The organism is Schumannella sp. GW821-FHT10F01 (genome assembly GCF_058809295.1).
In genome coordinates, this window is sequence record NZ_JBXASM010000009.1 from 47,096 (window position 1) to 61,780 (window position 14,685).

General features: G+C 74.2%; 10 protein-coding genes. 4 read left to right on the forward strand and 6 right to left on the reverse strand.

Features of this window, described 5'->3' with window-relative positions:
- Positions 1 to 60: 60 nt before the first annotated feature.
- From AC1RSJ_RS11470 to AC1RSJ_RS11485, 4 genes are all read right to left on the reverse strand, one after another.
- On the reverse strand, positions 61 to 2,760 hold the full coding sequence (locus AC1RSJ_RS11470) for a DUF2510 domain-containing protein (protein WP_493118519.1): 2,700 nt from the start codon (positions 2,758 to 2,760) through the stop codon (positions 61 to 63).
- 122 nt (positions 2,761 to 2,882) lie between these two features.
- A complete protein-coding gene (locus tag AC1RSJ_RS11475; RefSeq protein WP_493118520.1) occupies positions 2,883 to 4,130 on the reverse strand; it encodes a DUF2510 domain-containing protein in 1,248 nt (415 codons plus the stop codon).
- A gap of 105 nt (positions 4,131 to 4,235) precedes the next feature.
- Positions 4,236 to 4,373: a DUF2510 domain-containing protein gene (locus tag AC1RSJ_RS11480; RefSeq protein WP_493118521.1), complete on the reverse strand. Its 138-nt coding sequence runs from the start codon at positions 4,371 to 4,373 to the stop codon at positions 4,236 to 4,238.
- Positions 4,374 to 4,380: 7 nt separating this feature from the next.
- On the reverse strand, positions 4,381 to 5,577 hold the full coding sequence (locus AC1RSJ_RS11485; protein WP_493118522.1) for a DUF2510 domain-containing protein: 1,197 nt from the start codon (positions 5,575 to 5,577) through the stop codon (positions 4,381 to 4,383).
- A gap of 224 nt (positions 5,578 to 5,801) precedes the next feature.
- On the opposite strand from AC1RSJ_RS11485, the gene AC1RSJ_RS11490 reads away from it, so the two are divergent.
- A complete protein-coding gene (locus tag AC1RSJ_RS11490) occupies positions 5,802 to 8,291 on the forward strand; it encodes a DEAD/DEAH box helicase (RefSeq protein ID WP_493118640.1) in 2,490 nt (829 codons plus the stop codon).
- A gap of 40 nt (positions 8,292 to 8,331) precedes the next feature.
- Here AC1RSJ_RS11490 and AC1RSJ_RS11495 read toward each other — a convergent pair whose 3' ends face one another.
- Positions 8,332 to 8,658 (reverse strand): hypothetical protein, encoded by a 327-nt coding sequence (locus tag AC1RSJ_RS11495; protein ID WP_493118523.1) that lies wholly within the window; start codon positions 8,656 to 8,658, stop codon positions 8,332 to 8,334.
- Between the two features lie 217 nt (positions 8,659 to 8,875).
- Here AC1RSJ_RS11495 and AC1RSJ_RS11500 point away from each other — a divergent pair, with 217 nt between their 5' ends.
- The 3 genes from AC1RSJ_RS11500 (at position 8,876) to AC1RSJ_RS11510 (ending at position 11,988) form a co-directional block, all read left to right on the forward strand.
- Entirely contained in the window at positions 8,876 to 10,024 is a 1,149-nt protein-coding gene (locus AC1RSJ_RS11500; protein ID WP_493118524.1) for an inorganic phosphate transporter, read from the forward strand.
- Positions 10,021 to 10,242 carry a hypothetical protein gene (locus AC1RSJ_RS11505; RefSeq protein WP_493118525.1) on the forward strand — a complete coding sequence of 74 codons (222 nt, stop codon included), beginning with the start codon at positions 10,021 to 10,023 and terminating at the stop codon, positions 10,240 to 10,242. Before AC1RSJ_RS11500 ends, AC1RSJ_RS11505 begins: the two co-directional genes overlap by 4 nt.
- Before the next feature lie 75 nt (positions 10,243 to 10,317).
- The gene (locus AC1RSJ_RS11510; RefSeq protein WP_493118526.1) at positions 10,318 to 11,988 is read left to right on the forward strand and encodes an aspartate ammonia-lyase; all 1,671 of its coding nucleotides are present in this window, start codon (positions 10,318 to 10,320) and stop codon (positions 11,986 to 11,988) included.
- Positions 11,989 to 12,065: 77 nt separating this feature from the next.
- Here AC1RSJ_RS11510 and AC1RSJ_RS11515 read toward each other — a convergent pair whose 3' ends face one another.
- Positions 12,066 to 14,645 carry an ATP-dependent DNA ligase gene (locus AC1RSJ_RS11515; protein ID WP_493118527.1) on the reverse strand — a complete coding sequence of 860 codons (2,580 nt, stop codon included), beginning with the start codon at positions 14,643 to 14,645 and terminating at the stop codon, positions 12,066 to 12,068.
- Positions 14,646 to 14,685 lie beyond the last annotated feature (40 nt).

The window sequence follows — 14,685 nt, forward strand, 5'->3', positions numbered from 1 at the left end:
GGCCGCCCATCCGACGTCCGACCGGGAGTCCGGGGATAGCGGCGGACGCCCGGCCGGAGCTCAGAGGAAGCGGATGCGGAGGAGGAGCGCCCAGGCCCGCAGCTGCTCGCCCTGCGTCCACATCACGTACGCCACGGCCGCGACGGAGAGCACCGAGATCAGCACGGTGGCCACGGTGAGCGCCGTGCCCTTCGCCCCCTCGCCGCGCAGGCGCAGCTGGCGTCCGAGCAGGTAGGAGAACCAGCCCAGCACGATCAGGCCGACGCGCGGCCGGGTCTGCCAGCCGAGCGTCTTCAGCGCGGCCGCGTCGACCACGGCGAGCACGATCGGCAGCACGAGGGCGATGAGCACCATGCCGCCGACGGCCGGCAGCACCCACGCCGGGGCGTGGATCGCGACCCACAGCGCGCCGACGGCGGAGCCGAGGGCGAGCACGGGGGAGAAGGCGAGGAGCCAGGCGGGCACGGTGCTCGACCGCGAGGGCGTGAGCCCCTGCCACCAGGCGGAGCCGGCCGGGGCCATGGCGATGCGGCGGGTCGGTCGAGCGGCGCCGAGCGCTTCCGGATCGACTGGGAGCCCGTTCGGCAGCAGGGCCGGACCGGCCTGCGCGATCGGCGCGGCCGCGGAGCTCGGCACGACGAGCGTGCCGGGCTGCGGCGCCGCCATCGGCGCGGGCACGGCTGCGGGCGACGGCATGACGGGACCGGCGGCCGGGACGATCGGCGCGGACGTGGGCGCCGGCATGGCCGCAGCGGGCACCGGAGCCGGCGCGGACGCCTGGACGATCGGCGCGGAGGTCGGCGGGGCCAGGATGGGCGCGGACGTGGGCGCCGGCATGGCGGCAGCCGCGGGAGCCAGCGGCGTCGGAACGACAGCGGGCGCCGCGGTGACCGGCACTGCGGTGGCCGGCACTGCGGTGGCCGGCACTGCGGCAGCCGGCGCGACGAGCTCGTCGGCGGCCGGACCGGCGACGAGCGTCCCGGGCGCCGGGACGCCGGCGGGCACGCTCGGTGCGGCGAACAGCGGCGCGGGCGCGACGAGGGCCTCGGCCGCGACGGTGGACTCGGCGAGGATCGGCTCGGCGACCGGTGCCTCGACGGCCGGAGCCTCGGCGGCGGGCTCGGGGGGCTCGGTCTCGGCCGGCTCGACGATCTCGGACTCGACTCCGGTCGAGTCGACGTCGGCGACGACGGCCCCGGCGACCGGCGACGCGGCGGCGGCCTCCACGACGGTCGCGACGACCTCGTCCTCGCTCGGCGCGGCAGCGGCCTCCACCGGGGCGGTGGCGACGGCGGCGCGGCGTCCGAAGAGGCGGCGGCGGGTCGGCGCCGGCGGGGCCGGCGGTGCGACCTCGGCGCGGACGGCGGTGGCGGGGATCTCGGTCGGCCCCTCGAGCACGCCGGCGGCCGGCGTGGTCCCCGCGGACGCTGCGACGCCGGCCGGGGCCGCCGTCTCGACCACGAGCGCCGTGTCGACCACGGCCTCCACGACGGGCGCGGTGACGGTCTCGGTCGCGAGCTCGGTCGGCACGGGTGCGGCGGCACCGCGGCCGAAGCGCGACACGCGCTCGGGCTTGGCGGCGCGCTCGGGCTTGGCTGCGCGCGGTGCACGCTCGGCCCTGGGCGTCTTCTCGGCACGGGCGGGACGCGGTGCGCGCTCGGGCTTGGGCGCCTTCTCGGCACGGGCGGGCTTCGGCGCGGGCTCCGGCTTGGCGGGCTTCGCCGGGCGCGGCGCCTTCTCCGGCTTCGGGGCCTTCTCGGCCTTCGGGGCACGTGCGGGGCGCGGGGCCTTCTCGGCCTTCGGCGCGCGGACGCGACGACCGCGGGCGGGCGTCTCGGGCAGCTCGGCCGAGTGGATCTCCGAGACCGGGAGCTGGGGCTCGACGACCGGGCTGCCGTCCACGCCGAACGACGGGATGAACGACGGGCGCACCTCGCCGCCGCCGTTGCCGGGCACGTAGGTGTCCAGGCCGGACGGCATGCCGGTCGGCGCGTGCTGCGGGGCGGGCGACTCGGCGGCCGCACGGGCGGCGAGCTCCTGCAGGTGGGCGAGCGCTGCCGCGGCCTCCGGGGAGGTCGGCGACAGGATGCCCTCGGCGGGCGTGTGCGTCGCGACCTCGACGGGCGCGACCGGGACGGACGCCTCCTCGATCGGGTCGGCGGCCGGCGCAGCCTTGACGACGGGCGCCTCTTCGACGACGGGCGCCTCTTCGACGACGGGCGCGGACACGGCCTCGACGACCTCGACGACCTCGACGACCTCGACGGACTCGACGATCGGCGACGGACCGGTGACCGGTGCGCCGACGAGCGTGCCCGGTGCGGGCACGTCGGCGGCCGGCAGGCCGGACGCCACGACCGCCGTGGGCTCGGGAGCGTCGACCGACTCGGGCACGAGGCCCAGCGGCGGCAGCTCGGTTCGAGCCGCAGCCCGCGGCTCCGCCGACGGTGGGACGACCGCCTGCGGCTCCGCGGACTGCGACGCGCTCGGGCCGGCGTCGGGCGCCGGAAGTCGGAGCGGGATCACGTCGGCGAGGCGGTCGTCGTCGACCTGCTTCTCGGCGGCGCGTGCCGCGCGGCGTCCCGTCGGGCGGTTCTCGTCCACTGTGTAGGCAGCGCCGAGCGGCGGCGGCGCCGACGTCGTCGCGCTCTGCGGCTTCGGCCGGGCGTTGTCCGTCCAGGCCGAGCCGTCCCACCAGCGCAGTCGCTCGGAGTCGGCCGGATCGTCGTACCATCCCGCCGACGGCGGCGCGCTCGCCACATCCGTCATCGTGAATCGCCCCCCATGGCTGGTCCGCGGATTTTCGGGTTCCGCCGACCTCTCGAGTGTATGGACGACAGACCGTCTCGTTCAGCCCCCAAGCCGGGGGCCGAGCGGGGCGATCAGCCGACCGTGAAGATGCCCCAGTCGTCGACCTTCCAGTCGATCCAGCCGTTCGACCGGACCAGCGAGACGGTCACGCCCCACTTGACTGCACCGCGCTCAGCGCTGCAGACGAAGCTCTGGCCGACGATCGTCGGCACGGCCGGCGGGCAGGTCACGTCGATGTCCGCACCGAGCGCCTGCGCCTTCTGGCCGACCGAGACCTCCGCCTGGTGGGCGAAGGCGCCGGGGTCGAGCGCGATGACGAGGCCGGGCACGGCGACGATCGCGCCGATCAGCAGCGCGCCGGTCGCGAACCAGCCGGCGACCGGGCTGAACCCGCGGCCGGTGACGCGGACGGTGCGCAGGAAGCGTGCGATGAGGTACACGGGCGCGGTGAGCGCCGCGAGCAGCCAGTGGGCCGGACGGGCCATGCCGCGCGCCAGCAGCGCGCGCCAGTCTGCGTACGCGAGCACGATGCCGGCCGCGTACGGCAGCAGCACGAGCGCCAGCGCGAAGATCGGAGCGTCGCTGCGGGTCGGCTGCGCCAGCAGGAAGAACATGGCGGCGAGCAGCTGCACGAGCGGCAGCAGCGCGAGGACCCACACCGGGCCGGTGCCCGTCGCGAACCGCACGGGTGCGGACGGAGCGGACGCGGCGGTCTCGGCACCCGGCAGCGGCCCGAGGTCGAGAACCGGCTCCGGGCGCGCGGGCGACGCGGCCGGCGCGAGGTCGGCGAACGCGGTCGCGGCGTCGAAGGCGGGTGCGGCCGGTGCCGGAGCGGTGGCGGCCGCGGGCATCCCGGCACGCCCGACTCCGTCGGGGCTGCCGAGGAGGTCGTCGAAGCGGGTGCCGAGGTCGAAGGCGGGGGTGGTGGGTGCGTTGGCGGGCACGAACTCGGCGAACTTGGCCGCGGGGGAGAGCTCCTCCTCGACGACGACCTGGTCCTCGCGGGCGGGTGCCTCCAGGGCGAGCAGCGCCTCCTGGGTCGGGCGGGCCTCGGCGGTGACGGTGGCGGTGCCGTCGGTGGCGGTCTGGCCGCCGACGGTCGCGGTCTCCCGCTCGCGACGCTCGCGGCGCGACAGGCTCTCCTCGTCGTCCGCGTAGGTCAGTCGCGGCTGCTGGGTGACGGTCTCCTGGGCGACCATCGGCTGGCGGGCGTCGGAGGTGTACTCCGTCCACGCGTGGTTGTCCCACCACCGCAGCTGCGGAAGCCCCAGCGGATCCGGATACCAGCCCGCCGGAACGCGGGAATCACCGTCAGACACGTGTCGTCTCTCTTCGTCGTCCCGTTGTGCGGGTCTCGTCTCAGTGTGCGGCTGTCAGCCGCACGCCCGCGCGTCGTGCGCGCGGAGATCTCCGGGAGGCCCGGCTCAGGCCCGATCGGCGGCGTCGGGGTGCTCGGTGCGGTTGTCGGTCCAGCCGAGGCCGTTCCACCAGCGCAGACGGCCCGCGTCCTCCGGGTCCTCGTACCAGCCGGCCGGCACGACGCGAGGCAGCTGATCGGTCATCGCCGGGTCAGCCGCTCGAGCCGAGGTTGCCGACGCTGAAGATGCCCCAGTCGTCGACCTTCCAGGCGAACCAGCCGTTCGACCGCTCGAGCGAGACGGTGATGCCCCAGCTGACCGGGTCGGACGCGCGCTTCTTGGCGGTGCAGACGAACGACTGCCCGACGATGGTCGGCGGCGCGTCGGGGCAGGTGACCTTGACGTCGGCGCCGAGCGCCGAGGCCTGGTCGGCGACCGACTGCTCCACCTGGCGCGAGAAGGCGCTGGGAGCGGAGGCGATCACGAGGCCGGGCACGGCGACGACGGCGACGATGTTGAGCAGCGCGAACGCGATGCCGCCGAGCAGCGGGCCGAAGCCGCGGCCGGTGGTGCGCACGAGCCGGACGAAGCGGGCCACGAGGTAGACCGGGCCGAGCAGCGCGAGCGTCCAGTGGGCCGGGCGGAGGCCGCGGCCGCGCAGGATGCGCCAGTCGACGTAGGCGAGCGGGATCGAGACGATGTACGGCGCGAGCAGCGCGGCGATCGGCACGATCGTCGCGGCGTCGTCGCCGATCTGGCCCACGAGCACGAACATCGCGGTCAGCAGGCCGAACAGCGGGGTCATCGCGATGATCCACGCCGGGCCGGTGCTCGATCCGCGGGTGGTCTGGCGGACGGGCGCCTCGTCGACCACGGGGGCCGGAGCCGGCTCCTCCACGGCGACGGGCGTGCCGAACGCGGTGGCGGGGTCGAAGTCGAAGGCGGGTGCCGCCGGGGTGCCGGCGTCGCCGAGGAGGTCGTCGAAGCGGGTGCCGAGGTCGAAGGCGGGGGTGACGGGTGCGTTGGCGGGCACGAACTCGGCGAACTTGGCCGCGGGGGAGAGCTCCTCCTCGACGACGACCTGGTCCTCGCGGGCGGGTGCCTCCAGGGCGAGCAGCGCCTCCTGGGTCGGGCGGGCCTCGGCGGTGACGGTGGCGGTGCCGTCGGTGGCGGTCTGGCCGCCGACGGTCGCGGTCTCCCGCTCGCGACGCTCGCGGCGCGACAGGCTCTCCTCGTCGTCCGCGTAGGTCAGTCGCGGCTGCTGGGTGACGGTCTCCTGGGCGACCATCGGCTGGCGGGCGTCGGAGGTGTACTCCGTCCACGCGTGGTTGTCCCACCACCGCAGCTGCGGAAGCCCCAGCGGATCCGGATACCAGCCCGCCGGAACCCGAACATCACCCTCAGCCACTGCACGCTCCCCTCGGCGTCGGTCCCCTGATCGTCGCCGACCCGCTGTGTCCCCCGGGGTCGTAGTGCGACGTCCAGAGTCTATGGAGGCCGCGGTTCCGGGGGAATGCTCGACCCGCGCCCGATTCGGGGGGCACGGCGTCCCCATTCAAGGGGACGCGCAGGGGACGCCCGCGGCGCACCGGCAGGCGACTCCGGCAGAATCGGACGGTGCTGCTCGATCGGATGCCGGACCCCTGGAGTGCGGACGGCTTCCTCGAGGCGTTCACCGAGGACGCCGAGGAGCGCGGCATCCGCCTCTATCCGGCACAGGAGGACGCGGTCATGGAGCTGCTCCTCGAGCGGCACCTGATCCTCAGCACGCCGACCGGCTCCGGGAAGTCGCTGGTCGCCGTCGCGGCGCACGCGATGGCGCTCGCGCAGGGCCGGCGATCGGTCTACACGGCGCCCGTGAAGGCGCTCGTCAGCGAGAAGTTCTTCGACCTGGTCGACGTGTTCGGCCCCGACGCGGTCGGCATGGTGACGGGCGACACGCGCGTGAACCCGGACGCGCCGATCCTCTGCTGCACGGCGGAGATCCTCGCGAACGCGGCGCTGCGCCGGGGCGCCGACGCCGGGTTCGACCAGGTCGTGATGGATGAGTTCCACTTCTACGCCGATCCCGATCGGGGCTGGGCGTGGCAGGTGCCGCTGCTCGAGCTGACCGGCGCGCGGTTCGTGCTCATGTCGGCGACACTCGGCGACACCACCGACATCGAGCGCGATCTCGAGCGGCGCACCGGACGCGAGGTCGCGGCGATCACCGGCGTCGAGCGGCCCGTGCCGCTCGCGTACCGCTACTCGCTGAGCCCGGTGCACGAGGAGGTGGAGCGCATCCTCGAGGAGCGCCGCGCGCCGGTCTACCTCGTCCACTTCGCGCAGGCGGCGGCGGTCGAGCAGGCCCAGGCGCTGAGCAGCACGCGCCTCGCGACGCGCGAGCAGCGCGACGCGATCGCGGAGGCCGTCGCCGACTTCCGCTTCTCGGCGGGCTTCGGCACGACCCTCGGACGCCTGCTCCGCGCCGGTGTCGGCGTGCACCACGCCGGGATGCTGCCGCGCTACCGCCGGCTGGTCGAGACGCTGGCGCAGCGCGGACTGCTCCGCGTCGTCTGCGGAACGGACACGCTCGGCGTCGGCATCAACGTGCCGATCCGCACGGTGCTGCTGACCGGGCTCACCAAGTTCGACGGCGAGCGGCTGCGGCGGCTGTCGGCGCGCGAGTTCCATCAGATCGCGGGGCGCGCCGGCCGCGCGGGCTTCGACACCGAGGGCGACGTCGTGGTGCTCGCGCCGGAGCACGAGATCGAGAACGCGCGGGCGATCGCACGGGCCGGATCCGACCCGAAGAAGCAGCGCAAGGTGAGCCGCAAGCGCGCGCCCGACGGGTTCGTGAACTGGAGCGAGACGAGCCTGGAGAAGCTCCGCACCGCCGTGCCGGAGACGCTCACCAGCTCGATGCGGCTCACGGCCGCGATGCTCATCAACGTCATCGGGCGCGGAACGGACGACGGCCGCGGCGTGTTCGACGACGTGCGCCGGCTCGTGCTCGAGAACCACGAGCCGGAGGCGCGGCGCCGGGCCCTCGCCCGCCGCGCGATCGAGATCTACCGCACGCTGCGCACCTCGGGGATCGTCGCGCAGGAGGGCGGGGGGTTCGACGGCACGGCGCGCATCCGGCTCACGGTCGACCTGCAGCCCGACTTCGCGCTGAACCAGCCGCTCTCGCCGTTCGCGGTGGCGGCCATCGACCTGCTCGACCCGGAGGATCCCGCGTACCCGCTCGACGTCGTCAGCGTCATCGAGGCGACGCTCGACGATCCGCGTCCGATCCTGTCGCAGCAGCGCTTCCGAGCCCGCGGCGAGGCCGTCGCGGCGATGAAGGCGGAGGGCATCGAGTACGACGAGCGGATGGAGCTCCTCGAGGAGATCACCTGGCCGCGCCCGCTGGCGGAGCTGCTCGACCAGCAGTTCGAGGTCTACGCCGCCTCCCAGCCGTGGGTGCGCGACTTCGCGCTGAGCCCGAAGGCGGTCGTGCGCGAGATGTGGGAGCGGGCGATGTCGTTCACCGACTACGTCGGCTTCCTGTCCCTCGGACGCAGCGAGGGGCTCGTGCTCCGCTACCTCAGCGACGCGTTCCGCGCGCTGCGCCAGACCGTGCCCGAGGGCGCGAAGACCGAGCCGCTGCGCGAGCTGATCGACTGGCTCGGCGAGGTCGTGCGCCAGGTCGACTCGAGCCTCGTCGATGAGTGGCAGGCGCGGCGCGACCCGTCCGCGCCGGTGCCCGAGCCGGGCGCCGAGGTGCTGCCGCCCGCACCGCCGAGCGTGCTCGACAACCGCCGCGCGTTCACCACGATGGTGCGCAACGAGCTCTGGCGCCGGGTGCAGGCCGCGGCGCTGCAGCACGACGACGAGCTCGCCGCGCTCGATCCGGGCGTCGACTGGAGCGCCGCGCTCGACGCCTACTTCGACGAGCACGAGTCGATCGGCACCGGACCGGATGCCCGCGGGGCCGCCCGCCTGATCGTGCGGGAGGAGCCGGGCGCGTGGCGCGTGCGGCAGATCCTCGACGACCCCGCCGGCGATCACGACTGGGGCATCGAGGCCGAGGTGGATCTCGCCGCGTCGGCCGACGAGGGCCGCGCGGTCGTGCGGGTGCTCTCGGTGGGCCGGCTCTAGGCGGCGAGCAGCCGGGCCTCAGCGGGCGGAGTCCGCGGCCTCAGTCCTCGTCGTCGTCGCTGAGTGCGCGACGGTGGCGCTCGGCGGTGCTCTCGAGGTCCGCGTCGTCGTGCTCGTCGGCGGCGTGCCCGAGGCGGATCGTGAGGATGAGCCACCAGACGGCCGGCACGATGCCGACCACGAGGAGCACGGCGCCGATGACGGCGAACACGACGGCCACGGTGGGCACCGCCTCGTGGGCGCACGCGGCGACGGCGCTCGTGCAGGCGCGCGAGATCGCCGTGGACTGGTCGACGACAGCGAAGCTCACCGCGGCCACGGCGAGGCTGCCGAGCGCCACGGTGCCCAGGGTGCGTCGAGAGAGCACGATCGATTCCTCACGGGCCGCGCGGAGGGTGCGGGCCCGCGCTCAGCGTAGGGACGACGACGCGGCTCCCGACATTCCCAGAACGGGTTCCACCCGATGTGGGGGAGAACCGCGGCGCGCGTGCGGGAGGCTCGCAGGCTCCCGGCGGCACCGGCCGGACAGCCCGCGTTCATCCCGCGTTTGCGCACAGCCCCGCGACGTGCTCCACTGGTGCGCGGTGGACTTCCCTGTCATGGTCGCGCTGGTCATCGCACTGGCTCTCTTCTTCGACTTCACGAACGGGTTCCACGACACCGCCAACGCGATGGCGACGCCGATCGCCACGGGCGCGCTGAAGCCGAAAGTCGCGGTCACGGTCGCGGCGATCCTCAACCTCGTCGGCGCGTTCCTCAGCACCGAGGTGGCGCAGACGATCTCCGGGGGCCTCATCCGCGAGGGCCAGGACGGCATCCACATCACGCCGACGATGATCTTCGCCGGCCTGATCGGCGCGATCCTCTGGAACCTCTTCACCTGGATGCTCGGCCTGCCCTCGTCGTCGAGCCACGCGCTGTTCGGCGGGCTGATCGGCGCTGCGATCGTCGGGGCCGGGATCTACTCGATCGACGGCGCCGTGCTGCTGTCGAAGATCGTGATCCCGGCGGTGCTCGCGCCGTTCACCGCCGGGCTCGTGTCGTTCCTGGCCACCCGGATCGCCTACGGCATCACGAAGAAGCGCCAGCGCGGCGGCTTCAAGCGCGGCCAGATCCTCACCTCCTCGCTCGTCTCGCTCGCGCACGGCACGAACGACGCGCAGAAGACGATGGGCGTCATCACGCTGACCCTGGTCGCGGCGGGGTTCCAGCCGGTCGGTTCCGGCCCGCAGTGGTGGGTCGTGATCGCCTGCGCCATGGCGATCGCGCTCGGCACCTACACCGGCGGCTGGCGCATCATCAAGACGCTCGGCACCGGGATCACCGACGTCGAGCCGGCGCAGGGGTTCGCAGCCGAGGCCTCGACGACGGCGACGATCCTGGCCTCCACCCACCTCGGCTTCGCGCTCTCCACGACGCAGGTCGCGTCCGGCTCGGTGATCGGCGTCGGCATCGGCCGCAAGGGCGCGTCCGTGCGCTGGAGCACGGCCGGTCGGATCGCGCTCGGCTGGGTCGTCACGATCCCCGCGGCGACCGCGATCGGCGCGATGATGACCGGGCTCGCGGCGATCGGCACCGTCGGGGTCGTGCTCGACGTGGTGATCGGCGCCGCCGCGGCGCTCGGCATCTGGCTGTTCGCGCGCCGCTCCGGCATCCAGTCGCCCGGTCTCGACACCGTCGAGCCCGGCGAGCTCGTCCGCCCGAAGCGGCGCAAGCGGAAGGCCGGCGCATGATCGAGTGGGGCTCGTTCGCGAGCGTCCTGATCACCACGCTCGTCTCCGCGTGCGCGGTCGTGGCGCTGTTCTCGCTCGGCCTGCGGGTCGCGGACGGCGAGGCCGCCTGGCGCCGGCCGGTCTCCATCGCGCTGTTCGCCGTCTGCCTGCTCGCCGTCGCGCTCGGCATCGTGCTGATCGTGCCGCACCTCAGCGCGCTCGTCCTCCCCGGCGGCTGAACCGGCGGTGGCTAGGCTCTGACTGTCCCGCGCCGCACCCCCGCGCGGATGAGTCGAGATCGAAGGAGATCCCCGATGCAGAGCGCATCCGGGCGCGCGCCACAAGCGACCGCGTCCAGCACGTCCGCCCCCTCGTCCGCCTCCGCCGCCGGAGCCGCCTCGGAGGGCGAGGAGATCATCGCCGGCGACGAGAACGCCGTGACGACGGGACCGGAGGCCGCATCCGAGCGCCTGCACCAGGTCGCCGGCGGCGAGTCGGCCACGCGGGGCGAGAGCGACTCCCTCGGATCGATGGCGATCCCCGTCGACGCCTACTGGGGCATCCACACCGCCCGTGCGCTCATCAACTTCCCGATCACGCGCCGCGCGATCAGCAACTACCCGGACCTCGTGCGCGCCCTCGCCCGGGTCAAGCAGGCCGCTGCCCGGGCCAACCGCGAGCTCGGCGCGCTCGATCCCGCGAAGGCCGACGCGATCGACGCCGCGTGCGAGCGGATCGTCGCCGGCGAGTTCCACGACCAGTTCGTCGTCGGCGTCATCCAGGGCGGCGCGGGCACGAGCACGAACATGAACACCAACGAGGTGATCGCGAACGTCGCGCTCGAGTCGCTCGGGCTGGCGCGCGGCGACTACGCGGCGATGCACCCGATCGACGACGTCAACCGCAGCCAGTCGACGAACGACGTGTACCCGACGGCGATCAAGCTCGCGATGGTCTTCGGCGTGCTGCGGCTGCTCGAGGAGCACCGCCTGCTCACCGAGTCGTTCGCGGCGAAGGGCCGCGAGTTCGCGCACATCCTCAAGGTCGGCCGCACGCAGCTGCAGGACGCGGTGCCGATGACCCTCGGCCAGGAGTTCACCGGCTTCGCGCACACGCTCGCCGAGGACTACGACCGGCTCAGCGAGGCCATCCCGTGGATGAACGAGATCAACCTCGGCGCGACGGCGATCGGCACGGGCATCACCGCCGACCCGCGCTACGCGGAGGCGGTGCGCCGCCGGCTCGAGGAGGTCACCGGGCTCGCCTTCGAGACCGCGCCCGACCTCATCGAGGCCACGAGCGACGCCGGCATCTTCATGACGCTGTCCGGCATCCTCAAGCGCGCGGCGGTGAAGCTGTCGAAGATCTGCAACGACCTGCGGCTGGTGTCGTCCGGACCGCAGGCGGGGCTCGGCGAGATCAACCTGCCGCCCCGCCAGGCGGGCTCGAGCATCATGCCGGGCAAGGTGAACCCGGTGATCCCGGAGGTCGTGAACCAGGTCGCCTTCAGCGTCATCGGCGCGGATGCCACGGTCACCGCCGCGGCGGAGGCCGGGCAGCTGCAGCTCAACGCGTTCGAGCCGGTCATCGCCCACTCGATCCTGCAGTCGCTGGCCTGGATGACGAACGCCTGCCGCACGCTCCGCGTGAACTGCATCGACGGCATCACGGCCAACACGGCGCGGCTGTCGCAGCAGGTCGGCACCAGCGTCGGGGTCGTCACCGCCCTGACGCCGTACATCGGCTACGCCGCGGCCGCGAAGCTCGCCCACGAGGCGCTGACCACGAGCGCGTCGATCGCCGACCTCGTCGTCGGCGCCGGGCTCATGGAGCGCGTCGAGGTGGAGCGCGTGCTGTCACCCGAGCGGCTCAGCGGAGTGGCGCCGGTCACCGGCGTCGTCGACCTGGGCACGATCCAGGAGGCGCAGCGGGTCGAGGCCGAGCGCGCGGCCGGGGCGCCGCGCACGGAGGCCGATCTCACCTGACGTCCGTTCGGGTGATCGCCGCGCCGTCTCGCAACCCGTGCCGGAGATCCGCGCCGGGTTGGGAGACGGCGCGGCGATCATGATCCGGGCTCCTCGATCCGCACGGAGTCGGGGTCCTTGTCCGGGCGCCAGCCTCGCCAGACCGGATGCCGGAGGCGCCCGTCGCGGGTCCGCTCCGAGTACTCGACCTCGCCCACCAGGCTCGGCCGCGACCAGTGCGCGCGCCGCGCCTCGGCCGCGGGCACGCCGTCCACGGGCGGCGTCGCCCGGCCGATGCGGTCGAGCCGGGTCCGCGCGTCGACGAGGTCGCGCTCCCGGAACCCCGTGCCGACCTTCCCGGCGTAGCGGAGGCCGCCGCCGTCGGGCAGCGCGAGCAGGAGCGCCCCGAGCGTGCCGGCCCGACGGCCGGTGCCGTCCGTCCAGCCGATCACGACGACCTCCTGGGTCGCGGTGTGCTTGATCTTGATCCAGTCGCCGCTGCGCTTGCCCTCGCGGTAGCGGCTGTCGCGGCGCTTCGCCATGACGCCCTCGAGGCCGAGCTCCCGGCTCGTGGTCAGGGCGTCGGCGAGGGAGTCGCCGGCGTCCCCGGGCACCTGCACGGTGCGCGAGCCGGAGATCAGCCCGACCAGCCGCACGCGGCGCTCGTCGTACGGCGTCCTGGTGAGGTCGTCGCTGTCCGTCTCGAGCACGTCGAACAGCAGCACGGCGGCGGCGACCTCGGCGCGGGCGCGCTCGACATCCCTCGGCGCGGTGAGCCCGAGGCGCTGCTGCAGCCGGGAGAAGCTCGGGCGTCCGCGCTCGTCGAGGGCGACGATCTCGCCGTCGAGCACCGCGGTCTCGGCACCCGTCAGCGCATCGCCGAGCGCGGCGAGCTCCGGGAACGTCGGCGTGAGGTCGAGCCCGTTCCGCGACCGCAGCGTGACGGACGCGGGGGAGTCGCGGCGGTCGATCACGGCGATCGCGCGCACGCCGTCCCACTTCATCTCGTAGCCCCACTCGTCGCGCTCGTCCTCGGGGATCGACTCCGGCGTGCCGAGCGTCGCGAGCATCGGGGCGCGGGAGGTGTCCGGAGGCCGTCGCGCGCCGGACGCCGACTTCGCCCCGGACGCCGACTTCGCCCCGGCCCCGGACTTCGCCCCGGCCCCGGAGTTCGCCCCGGACCCGGACCGCTTCGAGGACGCCCCGGATGACCCCCGCGCCGCCGCCTCCTCGGCAGCGACCTCGTCCGCGTGGCGCCGTGCCGCGTCGGAGGACCAGTGCCCCGGGCGCTGGTCCTTCATGAGGTGGATGAGCCACTGGTCGCCGCCGGTGCGGATCAGCGCGTAGCGCGCCGCGCCGCGGCCGCCGTGCAGCGTGACGATGACCTCCTTCTCCTTCCACTTCTCGAGCACGTAGGTGCCGGAGTCCCAGATGTCGACGTGGCCGCCGCCGTACTCGGCCTTCGGGATGTCGCCCTCGAACCCGGCGTAGTCCATGGGGTGGTCCTCGGTCTGCACCGCGAGGTGGTTCCTCCCGGGCTCGGTCGGCACGCCCTTCGGCAGCGCCCAGCTCACGAGCACGCCGTCGTGCTCGAGCCGGAAGTCCCAGTGCAGCCGGCTCGCGTGGTGCTCCTGGATGACGAACACCGGCTCGGCGTCGTCGCGGGCGCCCGGACCGCCCGTGGCGGCCCGGTGGGCCTCGTCGCCGAACGGCTCCGGCGTGACCGCGCGGTCGCGCATCGACCGGTACCGCGCGAGCGCGTCCGTCCCGTCCTCCGCTGCCGCGGCCGCCTCCTCGTCGGGGTGATCGCCGCCGAGGTGCGCGAGGGGGTCGCCACGGCTGCGGAGCCGGTCGAGCACCTCGTCGAGCTGGAGCTGGCGGAGCCCCGGATGCAGCAGCTCGCGCCAGGTGCGCGGCGCCGCCACGGTCGGACGGTCCCGTCCGCGGAGCGAGTAGGGCAGGATCGTCGTCTTGCTGCCGTTGTTCTGGCTCCAGTCGACGAGCACGCGGCCGCGGCGCAGCGTCTTCTTCATATCGCTGACGACGAGATCCGGATGATCGGCCTCGAGCGCGCGCGCGAGCTCGTGCGCGATCTCGCTGATCCGGTCGCTCGACAGCGACCCGTCGAGGCCGGCGTAGAGATGCACGCCCTTGCTGCCGCTCGTCACGGGCACGGGATCGAGCCCGATGTCGCGGAGGATCTCGCGGGCGAGCTTCGCCACCTCGACGCACTCGGGCACCCCGGCGCCCTCACCGGGATCGAGATCGAGCACGAGGCGGTCGGGATCGCGTCGCGCACCGCGCGGCCCGAACCGCCACTGCGGCACGTGCAGCTCGAGCGCGCCGAGCTGCGCGAGCCACACGAGCGTCGCGGAGTCCTCGACGAGCGGGTACTCGTTCACGTGGTCCTTGTGCTCGATGCGGCGGCGGCGCACCCACGACGGCGCGGAGTCCGGCACGTTCTTCTCGAAGAAGACCGGCCCGTCGACGCCGTGCACCCAGCGCTTGCGGGTGACCGGCCGGCCCGCCGCGTGGGGCAGCAGCCACTCCGCGACCTCGGCGTAGTAGCGCAGCACGTCGCGCTTCGTCGTGCCCGTCGTCGGGTACATCACCTTGTCGAGGTTGGTCAGCCGCAGCCGGTGGCCGTCGACCGATGCGGTCGTCGTCTGCTCGGCCATGAGCCGACGCTAGGCCCGTGCGGGGCCGTTCGGCCACCGC